Source organism: Marinobacter sp. V34 (assembly GCF_055524115.1).
In genome coordinates this window covers 236,475-257,840 of record NZ_JBUPZY010000001.1, presented here as the reverse complement: position 1 = coordinate 257,840, position 21,366 = coordinate 236,475, and the positions used below count along the sequence as shown (strand labels likewise).

24 protein-coding genes are annotated in these 21,366 nt (G+C 58.1%); 3 read left to right on the top strand and 21 right to left on the bottom strand.

What is annotated here, in order from left to right:
• Window positions 1-2: 2 nt before the first annotated feature.
• From nuoI to AC0B60_RS01185, 20 genes are all read right to left on the bottom strand, one after another.
• Window positions 3-551 (bottom strand): NADH-quinone oxidoreductase subunit NuoI, encoded by a 549-nt coding sequence (gene nuoI, locus AC0B60_RS01280; RefSeq protein WP_465083927.1) that lies wholly within the window; start codon window positions 549-551, stop codon window positions 3-5.
• Window positions 552-582: 31 nt separating this feature from the next.
• Window positions 583-1,560 (bottom strand): NADH-quinone oxidoreductase subunit NuoH, encoded by a 978-nt coding sequence (nuoH, locus tag AC0B60_RS01275; protein ID WP_465083414.1) that lies wholly within the window; start codon window positions 1,558-1,560, stop codon window positions 583-585.
• Window positions 1,557-4,289: an NADH-quinone oxidoreductase subunit NuoG gene (nuoG, locus tag AC0B60_RS01270; protein ID WP_465083412.1), complete on the bottom strand. Its 2,733-nt coding sequence runs from the start codon at window positions 4,287-4,289 to the stop codon at window positions 1,557-1,559. Before nuoG ends, nuoH begins: the two co-directional genes overlap by 4 nt.
• 30 nt (window positions 4,290-4,319) lie before the next feature.
• Window positions 4,320-5,702 carry an NADH-quinone oxidoreductase subunit NuoF gene (gene nuoF / locus AC0B60_RS01265; RefSeq protein ID WP_465083410.1) on the bottom strand — a complete coding sequence of 461 codons (1,383 nt, stop codon included), beginning with the start codon at window positions 5,700-5,702 and terminating at the stop codon, window positions 4,320-4,322.
• Window positions 5,699-6,214 (bottom strand): NADH-quinone oxidoreductase subunit NuoE, encoded by a 516-nt coding sequence (gene nuoE, locus AC0B60_RS01260; RefSeq protein WP_465083408.1) that lies wholly within the window; start codon window positions 6,212-6,214, stop codon window positions 5,699-5,701. The genes nuoF and nuoE overlap by 4 nt, the downstream gene beginning before the upstream one ends.
• Entirely contained in the window at window positions 6,214-7,959 is a 1,746-nt protein-coding gene (gene nuoC, locus AC0B60_RS01255) for an NADH-quinone oxidoreductase subunit C/D (protein ID WP_465083925.1), read from the bottom strand. The genes nuoE and nuoC overlap by 1 nt, the downstream gene beginning before the upstream one ends.
• 11 nt (window positions 7,960-7,970) lie before the next feature.
• Window positions 7,971-8,648, bottom strand: a complete 678-nt coding sequence (locus tag AC0B60_RS01250) for a NuoB/complex I 20 kDa subunit family protein (RefSeq protein WP_465083407.1) — start codon at window positions 8,646-8,648, stop codon at window positions 7,971-7,973.
• A gap of 72 nt (window positions 8,649-8,720) precedes the next feature.
• On the bottom strand, window positions 8,721-9,137 hold the full coding sequence (gene ndhC, locus AC0B60_RS01245; protein ID WP_465083405.1) for an NADH-quinone oxidoreductase subunit A: 417 nt from the start codon (window positions 9,135-9,137) through the stop codon (window positions 8,721-8,723).
• A gap of 103 nt (window positions 9,138-9,240) precedes the next feature.
• Window positions 9,241-9,453 carry a hypothetical protein gene (locus AC0B60_RS01240; protein ID WP_465083923.1) on the bottom strand — a complete coding sequence of 71 codons (213 nt, stop codon included), beginning with the start codon at window positions 9,451-9,453 and terminating at the stop codon, window positions 9,241-9,243.
• A gap of 60 nt (window positions 9,454-9,513) precedes the next feature.
• Entirely contained in the window at window positions 9,514-10,140 is a 627-nt protein-coding gene (locus AC0B60_RS01235; protein WP_465083403.1) for a Vgb family protein, read from the bottom strand.
• A 35-nt stretch (window positions 10,141-10,175) separates the two neighbouring features.
• Window positions 10,176-11,396: a helix-turn-helix domain-containing protein gene (locus AC0B60_RS01230; RefSeq protein WP_465083401.1), complete on the bottom strand. Its 1,221-nt coding sequence runs from the start codon at window positions 11,394-11,396 to the stop codon at window positions 10,176-10,178.
• A 28-nt stretch (window positions 11,397-11,424) separates the two neighbouring features.
• Complete coding sequence (locus AC0B60_RS01225) at window positions 11,425-12,813, bottom strand: C13 family peptidase (RefSeq protein WP_465083399.1); 1,389 nt, start codon at window positions 12,811-12,813, stop codon at window positions 11,425-11,427.
• A complete protein-coding gene (locus AC0B60_RS01220; RefSeq protein WP_465083397.1) occupies window positions 12,810-13,376 on the bottom strand; it encodes a YdeI/OmpD-associated family protein in 567 nt (188 codons plus the stop codon). The genes AC0B60_RS01225 and AC0B60_RS01220 overlap by 4 nt, the downstream gene beginning before the upstream one ends.
• Before the next feature lie 27 nt (window positions 13,377-13,403).
• Window positions 13,404-14,015 (bottom strand): LysE family translocator, encoded by a 612-nt coding sequence (locus AC0B60_RS01215; RefSeq protein ID WP_465083396.1) that lies wholly within the window; start codon window positions 14,013-14,015, stop codon window positions 13,404-13,406.
• Complete coding sequence (locus tag AC0B60_RS01210; RefSeq protein ID WP_465083395.1) at window positions 14,016-14,756, bottom strand: ABC transporter permease; 741 nt, start codon at window positions 14,754-14,756, stop codon at window positions 14,016-14,018. It abuts the gene before it with no gap.
• Window positions 14,756-15,703, bottom strand: a complete 948-nt coding sequence (locus tag AC0B60_RS01205) for an ABC transporter ATP-binding protein (protein ID WP_465083394.1) — start codon at window positions 15,701-15,703, stop codon at window positions 14,756-14,758. Before AC0B60_RS01205 ends, AC0B60_RS01210 begins: the two co-directional genes overlap by 1 nt.
• 20 nt (window positions 15,704-15,723) lie before the next feature.
• Window positions 15,724-16,899 (bottom strand): ABC transporter permease, encoded by a 1,176-nt coding sequence (locus AC0B60_RS01200; protein ID WP_465083393.1) that lies wholly within the window; start codon window positions 16,897-16,899, stop codon window positions 15,724-15,726.
• A 3-nt stretch (window positions 16,900-16,902) separates the two neighbouring features.
• Window positions 16,903-17,754: a glycine betaine ABC transporter substrate-binding protein OsmF gene (osmF, locus tag AC0B60_RS01195; RefSeq protein ID WP_465083921.1), complete on the bottom strand. Its 852-nt coding sequence runs from the start codon at window positions 17,752-17,754 to the stop codon at window positions 16,903-16,905.
• A 211-nt stretch (window positions 17,755-17,965) separates the two neighbouring features.
• The gene (locus AC0B60_RS01190) at window positions 17,966-18,415 is read right to left on the bottom strand and encodes an RDD family protein (protein WP_465083391.1); all 450 of its coding nucleotides are present in this window, start codon (window positions 18,413-18,415) and stop codon (window positions 17,966-17,968) included.
• 285 nt (window positions 18,416-18,700) lie between these two features.
• Window positions 18,701-19,573 (bottom strand): LysR family transcriptional regulator, encoded by an 873-nt coding sequence (locus AC0B60_RS01185; protein ID WP_465083389.1) that lies wholly within the window; start codon window positions 19,571-19,573, stop codon window positions 18,701-18,703.
• Window positions 19,574-19,715: 142 nt separating this feature from the next.
• Between AC0B60_RS01185 and gstA the strand changes: the two genes are divergently transcribed.
• From gstA to AC0B60_RS01170, 3 genes are read left to right on the top strand one after another with little or no spacing between them, the layout of a single operon-like run.
• Entirely contained in the window at window positions 19,716-20,318 is a 603-nt protein-coding gene (gene gstA / locus AC0B60_RS01180; protein ID WP_465083388.1) for a glutathione transferase GstA, read from the top strand.
• Window positions 20,315-20,704, top strand: coding sequence for a nuclear transport factor 2 family protein (locus tag AC0B60_RS01175; protein ID WP_465083386.1), 390 nt, complete (start codon window positions 20,315-20,317; stop codon window positions 20,702-20,704). The genes gstA and AC0B60_RS01175 overlap by 4 nt, the downstream gene beginning before the upstream one ends.
• 2 nt (window positions 20,705-20,706) lie before the next feature.
• Window positions 20,707-20,928: a tautomerase family protein gene (locus AC0B60_RS01170; protein ID WP_465083384.1), complete on the top strand. Its 222-nt coding sequence runs from the start codon at window positions 20,707-20,709 to the stop codon at window positions 20,926-20,928.
• Between the two features lie 59 nt (window positions 20,929-20,987).
• Here AC0B60_RS01170 and AC0B60_RS01165 read toward each other — a convergent pair whose 3' ends face one another.
• A complete protein-coding gene (locus AC0B60_RS01165) occupies window positions 20,988-21,317 on the bottom strand; it encodes a DHCW motif cupin fold protein (protein ID WP_465083383.1) in 330 nt (109 codons plus the stop codon).
• Between the last annotated feature and the right edge of the window lie 49 nt (window positions 21,318-21,366).

The following is a 21,366-nucleotide window of genomic DNA, read 5'->3' as shown; positions in this document are numbered from 1 at the left end:
TACTATGGCAACAACGTGCGCACATCCTCCGGCGCCTCCTCGTTCTGGGCCTGGCCCTTGTCCTTACCACCAATGGCCATACCCGCCACTTTGTAGAAGTGGTAGTCATGGTCCTTGCCGGGGCCGTTGATCAGCAGGTCCTCTTTTTCATACACCAGCTGTTGACGGTCGTACTCGCCCATTTCGAAGTCCGGCGTCAGCTGGATGGCGGAGGTGGGACAGGCTTCCTCGCACATGCCACAAAAGATGCAACGGGAGAAGTTGATGCGGAAGAACTCCGGGTACCAGCGGCCGTCTTCCTGCTCGCCCTTCTGCAGGGAAATACAGTCTACCGGGCACGCCACCGCACACAGGTTGCAGGCCACGCAACGCTCCTCTCCGTCCGGGTCACGGGTCAGTACGATTCGCCCTCGATACCGAGGCGGTAGATAGACGTCCTGCTCCGGGTAGTTCACCGTCTCCCGCTTGCGGAAGCTGTGCATGAACACCATGCCCAGTGTGCGCAATTGCGACCAGGTGGCCGGCACCAGCCAGAGCATGTGTTTGATGATCGGGACCTTTTCTCTGTCCATAAGTCCTCCCTTATTCGGCCACCAGGAGCATGACCGCCCCCGTGGCCAGCAAGTTAATCAGTGTGAGTGGCAGGCACACCTTCCAGCCAAAGCTCATGACCCGGTCATACCGGGGCCGGGGCAACGACGCCCGCAGCAGGATGAACAGCATCAGAAAGAAACCGGTCTTGAGCGCAAACCACAGGATTGGCGGCAGCCACGGGCCGTGCCATCCGCCAAAGAACAACGTGACGATCAGCGCCGACACCAACACCATGCCCACGTACTCGCCGATGAAAAACAGGCCGAACTTCATGCCGGAGTATTCAATGTGGTAACCGTCGGCCAGTTCCTGTTCCGCCTCAGGCTGGTCGAACGGGTGCCGGTGAGTGACGGCAATACCGGCGATCAGGAAGGTGGCAAAGCCGAAGAACTGAGGAATGATGAACCAGAAACCCTCCTGGGCATTGACGATGTCCCGTAGATTGAATGACCCGGCCATGGCCACCACACCCATCAGCGACAACCCCATGAACACTTCGTAGGACAGCGTCTGGGCCGTGGCCCGCATGGCGCCCAGCAGCGCGTATTTGTTGCCGCTGGACCAGCCCCCGAGCAACACCGCATATACGTTGACGCCAGCCATGGCCAGGAAAAACAGCAGGCCAATGTGCATGTCTGCCACGCCCCAACCGGGGGTTATGGGAATAATGACAAACGAGAGCAGCAATGATGCAAAGGCAATCACCGGCGCCAATACGAATAGCGGCCGGTCGGCGAATGGCGGTATCCAGTCCTCTTTGAAGAAGATCTTGATCATATCCGCCACCAGTTGCAGGGTGCCAAACGGCCCTACACGATTGGGCCCGTAACGATCCTGCCAGAGCCCCAGCAGACGACGCTCAACGATCGTCATCACGGCACCCAGCAGTACCGCGCCGAGCAGGATCACCAGGGCCTGGAACATGCCCCAGGCAATGGCAGCCAGTTGCGGGGTCCACCAGCTCATGGCTCACCTCCGGCGGAGTGGTCCAGCGTTACGGGTTCTCCAGGAAGCAGTCCGGCAATCAGCCCGGCTGGAAGACCTATCCAGCCTTTGGGCCAGCCTTCCTGCTGAACCACCGCTAGCGTTTCCGCAAGAATGATCACTGTGTCACCGCCCCGGACCGATAACTTTTCAGCGTCTTCTCGGCTCAGGGTGACACTGGGCGTTTGCGTACGCTCCTGAATAGGTACGGCCAATGAGGACGTCTCTTCGCCACCAAACAGCCGCGGCAGAATCAGGGCCCGTAAAGCGGGCGAGTCTTCAGCAGTTTCGACATCTCCGGCGCTTTGGGGCGACGGGCTATAGTGGCCCTGCCCCGGAACCGGGCGAATCAAGCGCACGCCGGGGTCACCGCCACGCAGGTGCCCACCCACTTCATCGGTAAATTTGTTCCAGGCCTGAGGCGAGTTCCAGCCGGGCGCCCAGGCAAACGGCACCTGTTGCCGGGGTTCGTGATAACCGCTGTAGCCCTCCATGGAATAGGCAAACGCAGAATCCGGGTCCTGCGGCACCCGTGGTTCGCTGACGTCCTGGTCGGCCCGCATGGAGGTACGGCCACTATACCGGTGGGGCTCCCGCGCTAGCTGAAGCCCATCAATGCGGTAGTTCGAGCCGGGGGCGGCCTCCTCCATTCCCGCCAGCTCAGGATGAGTCTCAACACACGCTGCGATGACGGTATCCAGGGTGATATCACCGGCCTTCTCGCCTTGCAGGTTCACTGCCAGCGCATGCAACCAGCGCCAACTTTCATGAATACGGCTTTCCGGCCGCATGTAACCAGGATCGTATACCTGAAAGAAGCGTTGCGCCCGGCCCTCCAGATTGACCAGCGTACCGTCCGCCTCCGCGAAACTGGCCGCGGAAAGCAGGAAGTTCGCCCGGTTGGCCGTTGCCGTACGTTGATGATCGAGTACAACGCAGATCTCGACCCGCGCCAGCGCGTCGTCCACCGTTTGCCGGGGCAGTCGTTGGTACAGGTCGTTTTCCAGTACCACGACGGCATCCGCATGACCGTTAGTCAGTTCCTCCAGCGCCCAGTCCAGTGGTTGGCCGCCCATGAGGGATAAGCCCGTGCCGTTGGCCTCCCGCCGGATCAGTGCCAGCCCGCCCCGTTTTGCGCGCCGGGACAGCGCTCGGGCGACGTTTCCGGCGGCTTCCAGCACCGGTTCGGAACACAGCGAGCCACCACTCACCACCAATGGGCGCTCCGCCGCCATCAGTGCCGCGGCAATATCTTCAGCGGCTTTGGCCATGTCTGCAGAGAGACCTTCAACTGGCGGGGCTGCCGGGTCGATCCGGTGGGCCACGGCAAAGCCAAGACGGGCGATGTCATCCGGGCTCAAGGCATAACGAGCCGCAGCCACATCGTCCAGATCCGTAGCAGTGGGCCAGGCGATAAACAGAGGGTGATAACGATCCTGAGCCAGGGTTTTGAGGGCTTCGGCATTCCAGGCGGGTACACCAATGGTCTCGCCCAGCGCTTCACGCCGCGCCAGGGCCGCCTGGCGAAGGCTCAGGCCCAGGCGCCCGGCGCTCTGTACCGGGTCTTCGCCCAGCACCAGCACGGCGTCGTGATTTTCCATATCCCGGGGCGTGGGCGTTGGTAGACCGGTATGGCGCTGCAGGTGGTTCATCAGGTCAAGGCAGGCCTGTTCCCGCGACTCGATGCCGGTGGAGAAATTTTCCGCGCCGACCAGTACCTGCAACTGGTGGTTGCTCTCCAGGCTCGCCCGTGGTGAGCCGATGCCAATCACCCGGCGCGAATGGCGCAGGGCGTCGCTGATACGGGCTAGTGCGGTGTCCACCTCCAGGGTGACTGGCTCATTATCTGACGATTCCCGACATTCCGGCAGCCTCGGCCGGTCTGCCCGATTGACGTAACCGTAGCCAAACCGGCCCCGGTCACAGAGGAAATAACCGTTCACCTCACCGTGGTAGCGGTTCTCAATACGGCGCAACTCTCCGTACCGCTCCCCCGGGCTGATGTTGCAGCCCATGGAACACTGGTGGCAGATACCAGGGGCAAACTGCAGGTCCCATTTTCGGGTGTAGCGCTCGGAATGGCTCTGGTCGGTAAACACGCCGGTTGGGCACACTTCAGTCAGGTTGCCGGCAAAGGGGCTTTCCAGGATGCCTTCTTCGTAGCGGCCGAAATAGACATTGTCCTTGGCACCAAAGGCGCCCAGATCGGTGCCGCCGGCATAGTCGTTGTAGAAGCGCACGCAGCGGTAACAGGTAATGCACCGGTTCATCTCGTGGGCAATGAACGGGCCCAGATACTGGTTCCGGCGCGTGCGCTTGCGGAACCGATAACGGCGGCGGTCGTGGCCGGTCATCACCGTCATGTCCTGCAGGTGACAATGGCCACCTTCTTCGCAGACCGGACAGTCGTGGGGATGGTTGATCATCAGCCACTCGACCACACTGGCGCGAAAGGCTTTGGCTTCCTCATCGTCGATATCAATGCGGGTCTGGTCAGTTGCTGGCGTCATGCAGGACATCACCAGCATGCCCTTGTCGTCGTCCTTGTCCTTATACTGTTTGACCGCACACTGGCGGCAGGCACCCACACTCCCCATGGCCGGGTGCCAGCAAAAATAGGGAATATCCAGGCCGAGGGACAGACACGCCTGGAGCAGATTGTGGGCTCCATTGACCGTATAGCGTTGTCCATCCACGTGAATCGTCGCCATGATGCCTGCCTATCCTTCGATGACTTTCGCTCAGATTCCGCCCACCGGAATCGGGTCCTGATGGGCCTTTCCCCTGGGTTTGCCGACGCCCTGCTCAAACTCCTGCCGGAAGTGTTTGAGGGCCGTCTGTAACGGCATGGCGGCGCCGGGCGCATGGGCGCAGAAGGTCAACCCCGGGCCACAATCAGCCGCCAACTTATCCAGTAACTCGATATCGCCGATTTCACCCTGCCCGAGTTCCAGTGCCCACAGCAGTTTGACCGTCCACGGCAGCCCGTCCCGGCAGGGGGTGCACCAGCCGCAGGATTCCCGCGCAAAGAATTCCTCCAGGTTACGCATCAACGCCACCATGCTCTGTTCCTGAGGCACCACCGTCAGCAGGCCCGTACCCAAGCGGCTCCCTTCCTTGCCCACGGTGTCGAAATCCAGCGGCAGCTCCAGATGCTCCGGCAACAAAAACCCCGTGCTGGCGCCGCCTGGAAGCCAGGCCTTGAGTGATCGGTTGCCACGCATGCCACCAGCCCGTTCAAGGATCTCGGCGCCAGTCGTACCCATGGGCAGCTCCCACAATCCGGGCTTCTCCACCGGGCCGGACACGCCATAGAGTTTGCTGCCGCCGTCGTCGGTGCGATCACCGGAAAGTGCCTGATACCAGTCCGCGCCCTTGAGGATCACCGCCGGCACGTTGCACAGGGTTTCCACATTGTTCACCACCGAGGGTTTCCCCCAGGCCCCGGACTGTCCCGGGAACGGCGGTTTGGCGCGGGGATTGGCCCGTTTGCCTTCCAGCGAATTGATCAGTGCGGTTTCCTCACCGCAGATGTAGCGCCCGGCGCCGGTGTGCACGGCAATGTCGAAATCAAACCCACTGCCGTTGATGTCAGTACCCAGCCAACCGGCCTCCCTGGCTTCGTCCAGAGCGCGGTTCAGAACTCGCGCGGCTTCCACGTATTCACCACGTAGAAAGATGTAGCCATAGAACGCATTGTTGGCCAACGCTCCCAGAATCATGCCTTCGATTAGCAGATGTGGCTGTTGCTCCATCAGCAGGCGGTCCTTGAAGGTGCCCGGTTCCATCTCATCCGCGTTGCAGATCAGGTAGCCACGGGGCATGTTGCCGCCCTGCAAGGTCAGGCTCCACTTGAGCCCGGCGGAGAAACCGGCACCGCCGCGACCTCGCACATTGGCCTCTTTCATGGTGGCAATGATCGCCTGCGGGTCGCCATTTTCCAGGGCCTCGCGAACCGACTGATAACCCTCCTTGCGCAGGTATTCGTCAAGCCAGATCACTTCGCCGTCATCCCGCAGCCGCCAGGTCAGCGGATGGGTATCCGGGTGTCGGTCAGCCTCCGGCTGCAACAGCCGGCTGCGATAACGCATTGAGTCACGCTGGCTGAGAATGGTCTCACTCATGGATAACCCTCCAGCAGGTCCGGTAGATCATCCGGTGACACCGGGCCATAGGTGTCGTCGTCGATCATCAACGCCGGCGCGCCATCGCAGGCGCCCAGGCAACACACCGGCAGCAAGGTGAAACGGCCGTCTTCAGTGGTCTGGCCATAGTCAATACCCAGGTGGCTGGCCAGCGCCTGTTTCAGCTCATCGAAGCCGGTCAGGAAACAGGAACTGCTGTCACAGACCAGCACCACATGCCGCCCCACTGGCTGACGGAAGATCAAGCTATAGAAGGTTGCCACGCCCTCCACCGCAGCGGGGCCAATACCAAGCGCCTTTGCAATGGCGCCAATGGCTTCATCCGGCACCCAGCCGTGTCGACGCTGAACAATTTTCAAGGCCTCGATACACGCGGCCTGGGGCTGCTCGTAGTGCGCCACTTCCTCCCGCATCGCGGCCTCATCTTCCGGATGGAGGTTAAAACCGTCGCTGCCAATAATCCTGGTGGTCTGCGGTGTCGTTGCCATCATCAGCGGTCCACGTCTGCCATCACGAAATCGATACTGCCCAGGTGGGCGATCAGGTCCGGCACGAAACCTCCGCGCATCACCGACGGTATCTGCTGCAAGTGCGGAAAACTCGGAGTACGTATGCGGGTGCGGTAACTCATGGTGTTGCCGTCACTGGTCAGGTAATAACTGTTGATGCCCTTGGTGGCTTCAATCATCTGTAGAGACTCATTGGGTTCCAGTACCGGCCCCCAGGACACCTGGAGAAAGTGGGTAATCAAGGTTTCAATGTGCTGAAGCATGCGCTCCCGGGGCGGAGGCGTGGTTAGCGGATGATCCGCCTTGTAGTCACCTGCGGGCATATTGTTTACGCACTGCTGAATAATCCGCAGGCTCTGGCGCATCTCGTCGATACGCAGCTGTCCCCGGTCAAACACGTCCCCGTTGTGAGCCAGCGGCACGTCAAACTCAAACTGCTCATAGCCCGAGTAAGGCCGCTGCTTACGCAAGTCAAAGTCACAGCCGGTCGCCCGCAGGTTAGGCCCGGTCACCCCCCACTCCAGCGCCTCGGCTGTATTAAAGGCCGCCACGTGGCGGGTACGCTCACGCACGATGGCGTTTTCCATCATCGCTCGCTCGTACTCTTTCAAGCGCGCAGGCATCCAGTCCAGAAAACCCTGCACCAGCTTTTCCCAACCCTGTGGCAGATCCTGCATGACACCGCCAATGCGATACCAGGCAGGGTGCATGCGAAAACCAGTAATGCCCTCGATCACCTCATAGCCTCGCTGCCGGTCGCTGAAGGTATAGAACACCGGCGTCATGGCGCCCAGATCCTGCAGGTAGGTGCCAAGGAACAACAGATGACTGGTGATGCGGAACATTTCGGCCATCATCACGCGGATGACCTTGACCCGGTCCGGCACCTCGATGCCCGCCAGCTTCTCTGCGGCGAGCACGTAAGGCAGGTTATTCATCACCCCACCGGTGTAGTCAATGCGGTCAGTGTACGGAATAAAGCTATGCCACGACTGGCGCTCGGCCATTTTCTCGGCGCCCCGGTGGTGATAGCCAATGTCCGGCACACAGTCGACGATCTCCTCACCATCAAGTTGCAGAACAATGCGGAAAGCCCCATGAGCCGACGGATGGTTTGGCCCCAGGTTGAGAAACATGAATTCCGCCCCATCACGCTCCCGCTGCATACCCCAGGCTTCCGGCTCGAACCGCATGGCTTCCTGCTCAATATCCTGGCCTTCCACGGTCAGGGTGTAGGGGTCAAACTCGGTGGCCCGGGCCGGGTAATCCTTCCGCAACGGGTGGCCTGTCCAGGTCGGCGGCATCAGAATGCGCTCGGGGTGCGGATGCCCAGCCACGGCGATGCCGAACATGTCCAGGATTTCCCGCTCGTACCAGTTGGCGTTGGCAAAGACTTTACTAACAGTGGGCACCCGCAGGTCATGCTCCGACAGCGCCACTTTCAGGATCAGGTCTTCGTTACGCTGCACGGACAACAGATGATAGAACACCGTGAAATCAGCCTCTGGCAGCCCCTTCCTGTGACCACGCAAGCGCTCATCCACGGCTGACAGGTCGTAGAGCATGGAAAAGGGTGCCGGCTGTTGTTTCAGGTGCGACAGAATGTCCACGATGCTCTCGCGAGACACCCAAAACACGGGCATACCTGTCAGCGTGGGCTGTACATGCAGTACATCCTTCCGGAAATCGCCCAGCAGGCTCTCGAAGTCTGCGGTACCTGTCGTCATGGTGGCGTTAGTCACAGCTTGTCCGGCGTTCGAAGTTCGGTGGCCTGAATACGTTGATCGCGCCACTTCTCCCGTTGAGAGGGCATGTCTGCCCGATAGACTCCCTGGTCACCCACCACCCAGGACAGAGGTCGGCGTTCTTCCTGGATGGAGTCCTGTAGCAACTGCAAGCCCTGAAGAAACGCCTCTGGCCGGGGCGGGCAACCGGGCACGTAAACATCCACAGGCAGAAACTTGTCGACGCCCTGCACCACTGAATAGATGTCGTACATTCCACCGGAGTTTGCGCAGGAGCCCATGGAGATGACCCACTTGGGCTCCAGCATCTGGTCATAAAGCTGTTGAATAACCGGGGCCATCTTGATGAAGCAGGTGCCGGCAATCACCATAAAATCCGCCTGACGGGGTGAGGCCCGAATAACTTCGGAACCGAAACGGGCAATGTCATGGGGTGCGGTGAAAGCCGTGGTCATCTCCACATAGCAGCAGGACAACCCAAAGTTGTAGGGCCAAAGGGAATTCTTGCGGCCCCAGTTGACCGCATTGTTAAGAACCTCGCTGAGCTTACCGGTAAACACGTTGCGCTCAAGTTGGCTTTTGAGCGGATCTTCCGAAGGTTCCTGTTGCCGAACCGGATACCGGCTATCGCCTTCCGGCGATGGCTCTGCCCTGGTCAGTGTGTAAGACATGATGCGCCTCCATGGGCGTGGCACCCAACGGTGAAATCACCGCCGGCCCACGCCTTGAACGGGTGCGTTGAATCAGCCTGCCGGACTACGAGGTCTACCGCTGGATGAGTCCGGGGCCCAGTCCAGGGCACCGGTACGACTGTCATAAAGCAGACCGGCCAGCAGAATCAGGATGAAAACCGCCGCGCCCCAGAATCCGGTCCAGCCCACGTCAGGAATGACGATGGCCCAGGCGAACAGGAACACGGCCTCAATATCGAAGATCACGAATAGCATCGCGACCAGATAGAACTTGACGGAAAAGCGTTGTCTGGCATCGCCTGTGCCGACGATACCGGACTCAAAAGGGAGGGATTTGCTGACACCCCGGCTACGTCCCCCGAGCAAGCTGGAGGCGCCCACCATAAAGGCGCAAAGGCCCAATGTGGCAACAATGAAGAAGCCGGTGGCCCAGTAGCGGGCCAGCAAGTCAGTGACGGTGTCTGCCATGCGCTCTCCCTAAAAATTCAGGATGAAGCCATGACTAGAAACCTAACAGTGGATTGGCGTTTGCGCAAATAATGAACGGCGAAAATCAATGACCTGGGGCAACTCAGCCGCCTCTCACACCCAACCTGTCCAGATAGACATGGAGCTCCGCTTCGCTGATGTTGACGTATTCCACCACCCGACCGTAGAGCATAACCGTTGGCACGTTACGTCCTTGTAACTCTCGCTGGGTTTCGTGTAATACATAGAGAATGATCCGCTCGGTACGAGTGAGACCGTCGCGGGCGTCGGGGATGGTTTCCAGCAGGGTATCCATTTGTTCCGCGGTCAATGAACTATGTACCTCATAATCTCGTTTCACGGACGTGTTTCGTGCCTACTCCGGATAGCGAACAACTCTCAGCTTCCCACTTTTTCCGCCTCCGCAGAAAAAGCGACTACGGCCATCGGATTCAAGCCCCGATATGCCAATACCGTGCGGCATTGCAATGCTTTTCAGAACGTCACCGGTCTGGGGGTCGATCTGCCTGATCTCATTGTCGTCACCGTCCCAGGTGGCGTGCCAAAGTTCGCTGTCGACCCAGGTAACGCCAGTCACATGCCGGTTGGATTCGATGCTACGAAGAACCTTGCCTGTGTGCGGGTCCAGTTGATGAATCTTGCGCTCCTGATACTGCCCCACCCAGAGAGAACCTTCCGCCCATGCCAGCCCCGAGCAGCCGTCTGGCGCAGGGATGGTTCCGAGTACCTCGCCGGTTTTTGGATCAACCTTTTGAATCTGGCTGTCCGCAATCTGAAAAATATGGTGCCCATCAAAAGCAGTCCCTGCTTCTGCGGGCACATTAAGGGAATCGACCGGCTTGCCGCTATCCGGATCGATTGCATTCAGTTTGTCACCGGATGCGAACCAGACGCGTTGCCCATCGAATGTAACACCATGGATCTGCTCAGCTCCGTGGAAGGGGCCGTACTCGTTTAGAATCTCTGCATTAAACTGTTTCATGGCTGTCTCCTGGTTGGCTGAATCACGTCCCCATATTAACCAAGGGCCAGTGAACCAGGGAGTAACAAGATTGTCGCGAATCCGGCGATGGGCGGCGTTGTCCAGCGTCGGTTGCGGCCCCGGCCAAACGAGTAAACCTTGCCTTCTGTCGCTAACGTATCGAGTGCCCGCTGCACGCTACGCTGGCCGATATTCAATGCCAGTGCTAAGGCGGAACTCGACCAGGATTCACCATCGGAAAGCAGCGCTAGTATAGGCGCGTACTTTTCCTCCACTGGCTGTGCCAGGACGGCCACCTCGCACGCATCGTGGGGCACCAGTGCAAAACCCCGTGACGTGGCATCCACGGTTGCCAACGGTTTCAATAACTCACGAAGGCGCCCGATCTCCACCCGCAGACGTGCACGATGGGAGTCGTCCGCCTGTTTCATGCGAAACGCCCGTGCAATCAGCTCGTCTCTGGATGCATCTTTGGGCCAGGCTTCAGCCATGATGCGAAGCAACACAAACAGCACAGGGCGCGTCGCGAGTGACACAACGGCCTCCCTATGCTTCACGGTATAACGGCACCCGTCCACCACAAACGCCTGCGACGTCATCAACGCTGCCACCTCATCCAGAAGCAGCAGCCGCTCGCTACCCATCCTGATCAGGCGAGCGGCGGGCAAACCCAGGAGTTCAACTTTACTGGCGACTTCTGCCACAAGAGCCGGGATACCGGCGTGCTGCGACGCGCGTTCGGCCTGCATCAGCGCATCGCGTGCCACCTGGGTTTCCAGGCGCCGCATAGCAATCCCGGCAACAATGAGTTCGTGGATGGCTCTCATCGCCGGCGGCAAAGAGGCTACGTCCATAACCCCCAGTTCGAGCTCAGCTTCGTCGAGTCGACCGATCAGCAGCCGGCGCCGGATATCGATATAGCGCGCGTGCGTTGCGTTCACCCGGTCGCCCTGCTGTTCCAGCACCTCGCGCGCTGCGTCAAGCTTGCGGGATGGCCAGCCGAGATCACGGGAAGCAAGCGCAATTTCCGCCTCGGCCACAATGCACTTTGCACGTGCCAGTGGTTCCTGCGAACCAAAAGCACGGATAGCATTGCCTATCAACACCCTGGCCCGATCCAGTTCTCCGAGCTGGGCCATGGCGATGCCGCGCAGCGCAAGCGCCGGCGCATCGTTGCGCAAGGCAACGCCGTTCAACGCGGCCAACGGGTCGCCCATCGCAAGTGCTCGGCCAGCGGCTGTGATCAGTGGGTCCATCGCGGGCTCGTCACGGTGTTTTAGCTCTCTATGGCTTAGGCTGAGGCAACTGGCTCAACCACTCCCGCAGGTTCTCACCTACGTGCGACTGGGGATAGGACCAATTCGGTTCTTCCATACCAATCTCTTCTTCCCAGGTTCGAATCTGCTGGTTAATGTCTTCAAACATCGCATCAGAATCGGTCAATGACAGCCCCACACTCTGATAAACCGCCTTGGTGAACCAGGTCATCTCCGAGTCATCGCCGCAGCCGAAAGAGGTACGGTCTGCCCGGGCGGAGGTCATGATCAGTGTATCTGCATCCTTGAGGGGCTCTATCCACTGGCCGGAGTAGCATGCGGAAATCACCAGCAGTTTTCGGCGCACATTCAGTGGTTCCAGCATTTCCGCAAAATTCTGCGGCGAGAGGTTCGGCAAATCGATACCGGGTTGCTGCAACAGCAGTTGCCCGTCTTGCATGCCGTGGCTGACCAGGTGAACCACCAACAGGTCTTCCTCGGGATTCATCTGCGCATCCAATGCCTCCAGAGCGGCCGAAATGGATGGTCGGGTAGCCAGGGGGAAGGATTCATAGTCCCGGTGATTGAGCAGCATGATGGCGCGGTTTTCCACATCAAACTGTGCCTGAAGGCCCGTTTTGGCAACCTGTATATCGCGCATGAACACCGACTCGGTACCGTCGCCACCCACCGCCAGGAAGTAGGCGTCTGCTGCACCCGCCTGTTCCGGGGCCAGGCTTTCGATCTGGCTGGTCAGGCGCTGACGGTCTTCAGTAAGAATGGTCTCGGTAAGAGGCGTTGATTCATCCGGGACAGCTTCTTCTGCGGCGTACCCTTCCTGATCAACAAACTCTCCTGAATCCCAGGTTCCCGTCAGGCTGCCCAGATCCTCAGCGTCACCGGTGAAGGTATAGGTTCCTTCACCATGGTAGAACCAGTCCCGAAGCTGTCCTTGATAAGTGCCATAGTCCGTAACGTGTTTGCCTTTCACGGGTTTGCCATCTTCAAACTCAGCGATATAAACGCTGCCACCGGCTTCGTAACGCCCCTTGCCGTGGAATTCGCCGTTCCGGAAGTCCCCCTCATAACGGCTACTGTCATCTTCTAACACGCCCCTCCCTGACATTGTGCCTTTCTCGAATTCGCCCTTGTAATGCCATCCCGCAGGGGATTCAAGTTCGCCATGGCCGTGCCAGTAGCCTTCATGGAACTGGCCGGTATAAATCATCCCGCTGGCAAATTTCTGAACACCCTCACCGTGGAAAAAGCCGTTCTGTAGGTCACCGGAATAGGTGCTGCCGTCCGGAAGGCGGGCATCCGGCGGAAGCAGCTGTGGCGTATCGCAAGCGGTGAACAAAAGAAACGCGACGAGCGGAAGGGTCAATCGCAAGTGGCTTGGTAAAACAGGGTTTTTCATCCAATCTCCTGAGTGTCCGCCGCCTTCGGCGCACTGAGCGCTTTGCTGTAATAACCTGAAGGATCGAAACAACATACCCGCCGCTTCCCCGATGCAAGCATGTCACAGGCATCGTTGATCCGCTTCGTTCGGGTTTTAGCCTGCTTGGCTGAGACAATCCAATGAATCCAGTCCACACGCGCGATGGTGGTTGTATCGTCCCAAACCGATCGAGCCTCGGGAGCCGCTGCTAGCGCCTCTTGTAGGTCCGTGGGAACCTCTGGCTCGGGCTCCTGATCCACCGGCCTGATGTCCAACTCAACAACGTCACCGACGCTCACACTTGCAGCTTCAAGGTGTTCGTTGCTCACCTTCAGCCAATGGCTCAATTGACCATCAGGCTCAAGCGTCACCTGAAAGCGATGTCCGTTGAGGGTGGCCTCTACGGTTGTTCTTCCCCGCCTGGGAAGCTTTTCACTTACCTCTCGGGGCAAGACCGTAAACACCCAGGGCGTGTCATCGCACGGCTTGGCCGGACAAAGTAGTTCTGCTTTAAACCGAGACATTGCTTCGCCTTGCACCATGCTAATTCCCCATAAACGGATTCGCCGCTACTTGCTCGCCGTTGCCAACCCCACACCAAAACCGACAAACGTCGCCCCACCCAGTTTATTGACCAGGTGCCCCCCTTTTTCGGATGAAAGCCAGCCACGCGCTGATCTGGCGAGCCGCGCATACAACAAGTGGATGAGGACAACCAGGGCGCTGTATGTCACCACCAGAAGTGCGAATTGGCCGACAAATTCAGTCGAATAATCAATAAATTGAGGAAAAACAGACAGGAAAAAGAATACGGCTTTCGGGTTTGTCAGCTGCAACGTCAGACCTTCAAGGAACTGGAACTTTCTGCTTCTGACCGCTGCCGTTTTGTCCTCCATTTTTGTCACGGGAGACCGCCACAGCTTTACTCCCAAATAGATCAGGTAGGCGGCACCAATAAGCTTCATGATGCTAAACGCCGTCGCCGATGTGGCCAGTACAATGCCAAGACTGGTTGCTGAGATACCCGCAACGATGAACGTACCGCAGGCAATCCCGAGAATACCGCCCCAAGCACCGGAGACGCCGTATCGGATGGCGTTTGTCAGCGTCAGCATCACACCCGGTCCAGGACTCAGCACCGTCGCTGTTGCAATAACCACAAACAGCAGATAACTCCCCATCTATGCCTCCACGGTTTGAAACTGACGCTCCCAGGTTCGTTCAATTACCTCAAACAGGCTGTCGGTCGTCAGCGCAAGCAACCCGATCAGTATTGCTCCCTGGAGCACGTAAGCGGTATTGCCATTCACCAGCCCCGCAATTACAGGGTCCCCGAGTGTGCGCGCACCAATGGTTGAGCCGATGGCGGCGGTCGCGATATTGATAGTAACAGAGGTTCGGATACCCGCGAGAATAACCCGTCCGGCCAAAGGCAGCTCTACTCGCACGAGGACCTGCACGGGTGACATGCCCATACCCAACGCTGCCTCCCGCACAGCGGGGTCGATGCCTTCCAAGCCTGCCAGGGTATTGCGCAGAATGGGTAATAAACCATAAAGGATCAACGCAAGAAGAATCGGTGCTTCGCCAAAACCGAGCACCGGCACCGCTAACGCGAGGACAGCGACCGGCGGGAAGGTCTGGCCGATGGAGGCCACCTGGCCAACCAAGGGCAGGAAATCGCGACCAAATGGACGGGTGACGAAGATGCCGCCTGCCACTGCAACGACGGTACCTACAGCCGCCGATACAACAACCAGCAACAGGTGATTCTGAAGCAGGAACACAAAGCTCTCCCGTTCATAGATCACCTGCTGTTTACCCGGCTGTACCCAGTTAAACAACGGTTCCAGCACTGGCATTCCGGCACTCAGCGCGAACAGTAGCGAGGTCAGTAGAACGGCCGGTAACCAGATACGCATTACACGCCTTCCTGAATAATGCGCTCACGGGTGATCACCCCCGTCTCCTGCCCCAGCGTATTAAACACTGCAACCTGCCGCAGGTCCTGCCAGAGCATCACCGACAGAGCCAGGCGAATACTGTCTTCCTCCCGGAGCACATGCTCCCCAGGTTCAGAGTGCCGTGGCTCCGCATGAGGCGCCATCAGGTCCCGCACGGGCCGCAGGCTCATCAGTTTGAGACCACGATCCTGCTTGCCGATCAGGTTTTCAACAAAGTCTGACGCTGGATACCTAAGGATATTCTCTGGCGTATCATGCTGGATGATGCGCCCCTGATCCATCACGGCAATACGGGTGGCCAGCTTTAGTGCTTCGTCAATATCATGGGTCACGAAAACGGTGGTTTTGCGGACCTGTTTCTGGATCCGCAGCATTTCGAGTTGAAGGTTTTCCCGAGTGATCGCATCCAGCGCGCCGAAAGGTTCATCCATCAGCAGAATGTTGGGGTCCGCTGCCAGCGCCCGTGCAACACCGACCCGTTGCGCCTGGCCGCCGGATAATTGCTGGGGGTATTTGTTGGCGTGGGCGCTGGGGTCGAGATCCAACAAGGTCATCAACTCTTCAACTCGCGAGTCGATCCGCTCTCTCGGCCAGTTCAACAGCCTGGGCACCATGGCAATGTTGCGCGCCACCGTCCAATGAGGGAACAACCCCGTACCCTGGATCACATACCCCATGTTCAGCCTAAGCTGTTCCGGGTTCATGGTGGTAATGTCTTCACCGTCCACCAGTATCTGACCGGCACTATGAGGCAACAGGCGGTTAATCATGCGCAGCGTGGTGGACTTGCCGCAGCCGGAACTGCCCACCAGCACGCAAACCTCGCCAGTTTCAATGGTCAAGTTAATCCCATCCACTGCGATGGTTTCGCCAAAGCGCCGGGTGACATTTTTCAGTTCAATCATCCGACCAGTTCCTTCCCCTATCAGGCTGTTGTCGAAGCCGGCTTGAGACTGGCTGCCAGCATCGTGAGTAACGCGTCGGCAAGCAGGGCCAACGCAATAGTAGGCAAGGCACCGAGCAATACCAGATCCATCGCCGCCTGCCCCAGCCCCTGAAAGATAAAACCACCGAAACCACCCGCGCCGATCAGGGCCGCTACCGCCGTCAGGCCGATCGCCTGGATCGTTGTGATGCGTACACCCTCAATGATCACCGGCAGCGCCAACGGCAGCTTGAGCTGAAAAAACACCTGGTGCTCATTCATACCCATACCCCGCGCCGCATCGGCCAGGCTTTCGGGAACTTCGGTAAGTGCCACAAAAGTGTTGCGCACCATGGGCAGCAAACTGTAAGCGATCAACGCCAGCAGCGCAGGCGCCCAACCAATCCCACGGATGCCAAGGTTCTGCAGAAACGGGAGCGCTGATGAGAGCGCACTAAGTGGCGCGATCAACAAACCGAACACCGCAAGGCTGGGAATGGTTTGCAAGAAACTCACGGCTCCCAGAAGAGGACGTTGCCAGGCTGGGCTACGGATCATTTTGAGTGCCAGGGCGAACGCCAGGCCGGCACTGATCGTGACCGCCCCCAAAGCCAAAGCCAGATGCGCCCAGAGTGCCTGCTGAAACTTGTCGGGGCGAGCGTTGAATTCCCGCACCAGCGACAGACTTTCCAGGCCCTCGCCACGCAGAAAGACAAGCCAGCTTCCACCGATAAACCCGAGCAGCATCAGCTGCAGCCAACGCTGGGCTTTGAGCCGGCCAAGGATCTCAATCAACATCAAAGAAAGCAGGAACAGCAGGGACCAGAGCCCCGCACCTACAGACGAGCGCGCGTAGGGCGATCCCTCGGGAAGATGGCGAGAGGCAAATACCTCCAGCAGCAGAGGCATCATCGCCAGTGAAAGCCCCGTCAGGCCGAACAGGAGCTCATAGCGCCGACGCAACGGCAGTGTCGACAGCACAACGGTCGCCAGCAGAATCCCCGTAACAAGCCCTGCCCCTGTCCATCCCACAGCCGAAAACAGGCCATGGCCGGTGCCCGGGACAATACGATTGGGCTGAATAGTACCAAGGTCCAGCAACCAGACCAGTGCCAGGGCCAACACTCCAAGCACCGGAATGACTCTGTTTGGGCGCAAAGTCTCGGTGATCGCCAAATCTTAGTCCTGAGCCAGGGAATCCAGATAGTCCCGGGCAACTGCTTCGGCAGGCACACCATTCACCGCAACCTGACCATTCAGACGCTGAAGGGTTTCCAGGTCCAGTGACTCAAAGACCGGCGCAAGAACTTCGCGGATGTTCGGATACGTTTCCAGCACCTCCGCGCGCACGATAGGCGCGGGCTGATAGACCGGCTGGACACCCAATGTGTCCTCCATCACCTTCAGATCGAGTGCGTTCAGACCACCATCAGTGCCGTAGGTCATGGCGCCATTCACATCGTTGTCGGTCAGGGCCGCAGCCCGGAGCGTCGCAGCAGTGTTGCCGCCGGACAGGATCAGCAACTGATCAGACCCCAGTTTGAAACCGTACGCTTCCTGGAACGCCGGCAACGCGCTGGCGGATTCGACAAACTCGGCACTGGCTGCAAACTTGAAGGCGCCGCCGCCATTGATATAGGAAGCCAGATCTTCAAGCGTGTTCAAGCCGTTCTCACGTGCCAGATCGCCCCGCACACTCATGGCCCAGGTATTGTTGGCTTTCGCCGGCGTTAGCCAGACAATGTCATGTGCCTTCTTATCAAGGCTGGCAGCCTGCTCGTAGGCCTTGGCGGCATCTTTCCAGATGTCCCGGTCTGCCTGATCATGGAAGAAAGCGGCATTGCCGGTGTACTCCGGGTACAGATCTATCTCGCCGGCCTTGATAGCATTGCGAACGATGCTGGTCGCGCCGAGCTGCAGGCGGTTCTCAACCGGAATGTCGGCTTCTTCAAGGGTTTGCAGGATCATCTGGCCCAACACAGCGCCTTCCGTATCGATCTTGGACGACACCACTACTGGATCAGCAGCCATAGCCGGCCCGGCGATCAGAGTAAGGGTAAAAGCCGCTGCGCGGTAAAAAGGAAAGATAGCGGGCACGGTTATTCCTCTCATTGGTTGGCGTTTCTTTGATTATCAAGCCGCCACAACGCCCTAAAACGGGTTTCCGGCTGCTGTTATCAGTCTATTGCAGGCAACTACGAAGACAAGGTTAATTTGGCCTTTCGCCACATCATAGCGGCGACTAGCCCTCAAACGTCACCGGCTCCGGCTTCTTGTTTCGTAAAACAACCGTACCAGCAAGTTTGTCATGCCAGCCCTGCTTGCGTTTATCGATGCCAACCCAGATCAACCCAAGAAACAACGGCAGTATGGAGATGTAGTATGCCAGGTACCGGCCAATAAACTGGGCGGTGGTGGGTTTCTCACCCGTCCTGGCGTCCACGATCACCAACCGAGTAGCCATTTTTCCGGGCGTTGCCGATTTGTATATCCAGAACACAATCACCGCGACTGCGGGCAACACATAGTTCAACACAATGTCCCAGAATCCGACGATGAACGACTCGCTTAACCAATATTCAGATCCATAGATAAGACTGATGATCGGCGCAACGATCACCAGGATTAAGAGCGAATCAATAAGTGCCGCCCCGGTTCTGATCCAAAATCCAGCGTATTCCTGTTCGTTCATAAGGTGTGCCCTCTGGAGTTGCAGGTTTGAGACCGGAAAGAAACCCCGAGCAATTCCGGTGCATTTATAGACTGACTAATTGCGTTTCAGATACGTCGGCGCATTGGGGTGACGCTCAAACCCACCATAACTAATTGAATCCGGGTAATACTCAGAGGCGAATTGCACCTGACCCGCCACTTCATCTCCGGCTGTACTCGCGATAAAAGCCAGCATCAAATCCATTCCTGCCGAAATACCAGCAGAGGTCCATACGCTACCCCTGAGCCGTTGATGAGTAGATTTCTAGTGAGAGAGTCGCTCCCAAAGTTCATTGGCAACCACCCCCAGAGCGCCTTCCCGACGACGCACCAGGTGAAGCTGTGAACGGCGGATCGGGTAACCTTTCAGATCAAGAGGTACCAGTTCGCCGGCCTCCAATTCACTGGCAATCAAATGCTCCGGCAGACCGCCCCATCCCATCCTGGCCAGCACAATCTCTTTTTTAGCGGCAAAATCCGACACCGTCCACCGTAGGCTGTCTGGAACCACGTCCCGGCTCTGGTCATATTGACCCTGCCCGGTACCCGACACCACAACCTGCACGTAGGGGCGCATTTCAGCATTGCTCAGCCGCATGCGACTGCTTGCCGGACCATAGCCGGGATGGGCCACCGGGATGATATTCACGGCGGTGTAAGGCGAAGCGTGAACTGCCTCTGTGGAAAGACCATCCAGAGTGGCGATAATAAGATCAGCCTCACCCGCCATGAGTCGTTCTGCACTGCCACCCATGGCATCGGACATGAGCCGGATATCCGTGGCTGGGTATGCCTCCTTGAGCTCACCAATCACCGACAGGAGATTACCCAGCGGACAAGTGGCGGATACCGACAGCCGCACCTCCGCTTCCTGGCTGGCCGATAACTTTCCGGCCAACTCCGTCAGGGCCTGTACCTGATCCAGCACACCCCGTGCCTGGCGGTAATAGGCCTTACCGGCTGGCGTAAGCACCGGGCGGTAACTCTCCCGAGACAGCAGGCTTAACCCGGTTTCCTCCTCCAGGTTCTTGATGGCCTGGCTCAAAGCGGGCTGGGATTTGTAGAGCGCCTCAGACGCTTTGCGAAAACTGCCCTGCGTCACGATGGCATCCAGTACACGCAATTGCTCCAGCTTCATCGACGCCTCTTATTTGCCCACCCAAACATGATTCTATTAAATTATCATTAACATAATAACTCAATATTATTTTATTCTTATTGCAAGCAGTAATCTCCTCTTTGTCCAAGCCCAGTGCTTATCACATAGAGGAAATCTACCCATGAAACTGTATTTCAAACCCGGCGCCTGCTCACTGGCCACACACATTGTACTGAGAGAACTGGGTGTTGATTTCACCCTTGAGTCCGTTGATACCCAAACCCAACGCACCGAATCCGGTATCGACTATAAAACCGTCAATCCCAAAGGCTATGTCCCGTCGCTGGATACCGGCAGAGCGGTGCTGACCGAAGGCGCTGCGATCCTCCAATACCTGGCGGAATCAACTACGTTGATACCCGACGTAGGCACCCTTGAGCGAGCCCGTTTGCAGGAACACCTGAACTACATTGCATCGGAGCTGCACAAGGCCTTTGGTCCCTTCTTCAAAGCCAGCGCAACGGACGAACAACGTGCCCAGGCACTTGAGACCATCCCCCGCCATTTCGACTACCTGGAGTCTCTGCTCGACGATGGTCGACCCTATCTGGTGGGCAACACCTTCACCGTTGCTGACGCCTACCTTTTTGTAGTGTGCAGTTGGGCTGCCGTGCCCGGGATCAATCTCAAGGATTGGCCATCCCTGAACGCTCTCTGGAATCGCATCGCGGCCCGGCCGAGCGTTAAAGCCGCAATGTTGTCGGAAGGACTGGTCGCACAATGAACTCACCCAAGCCTTACGAAGCCATCCCGGTCCTGCTCGAAACCTATTTTGAAGGACTGCACAAGGCCGACAGCGCCATGCTCTCTGGCGTGTTCCATCCGCACGCCCAGTATGTGAGTGCAACACCAGAGGATTACCGGGTACTGTCGTTCGACGAATACCGGAAGGTGCTGGATCAACGGGTGCCGCCAGCAAGCAACGGAGAAACCCGCAACGAGCGCATCATTTCAATCGAAACAGGAGGCCCAACCCTGGCGTTCGCGAGAGTGGAAATGACCTTGATGGGCCGCGACTACACCGACTTCCTGACCCTAATCTACGATCAAGGCCGCTGGGCCATCATGGCTAAAATCTTTTACTATGAAATAACAATCCAAGGAGGCTGAACATGCCATACGTCAATATCAAGATTACCCGCGAAGGCGGCCCGGAGGGCAAGGGCCCTTCCCCTGAACAAAAAGCAGAACTCATCGCGGGCGTTACCGACCTGCTCGTTAGGGTTCTGGACAAGAATCCAGAGTCGACCATGGTTGTGATTGATGAAGTGGCACTGGCGGATTGGGGGATCGGAGGATTGCCTGTGCCTGAGTATCGGGCGCGAAAGCCCTAAGCACGAGAGTTCAAAGCCGGTGCAAGGTTACGATCGTTGCGCCGGCAGTGCCGACTACATCAATCCACCACGAATAGCCTGGCTCCTTGCTCCGTAGAGGAGCGATGAAGCTCAGCGTCATCCGCTACCTGATAGCTCGACCCCGGGTGGAGAACAAAACAGCGCCCGTCCTTCAGCTCAGTGTGAAGCTCACCTTCCAGGCAGAGCAAAATGTGCCCTTTGGCACACCAATGATCGGCCAGATAGCCGGGGCTGTACTCCACCATGCGAATACGGATATCGCCAAAGGTACGAGTCTGCCAATAAGCCACCCCCTGCTCCCCGGTGTGTTCAGTCCTTTCAACTTCAGACCAGTCCGTAACCCCAAAGGGTAAGTCCGTTATCTTCAAACTGCTTCTCCTTAAGCAAACAATGATTGGCTTAGGCAGACGGCACCCC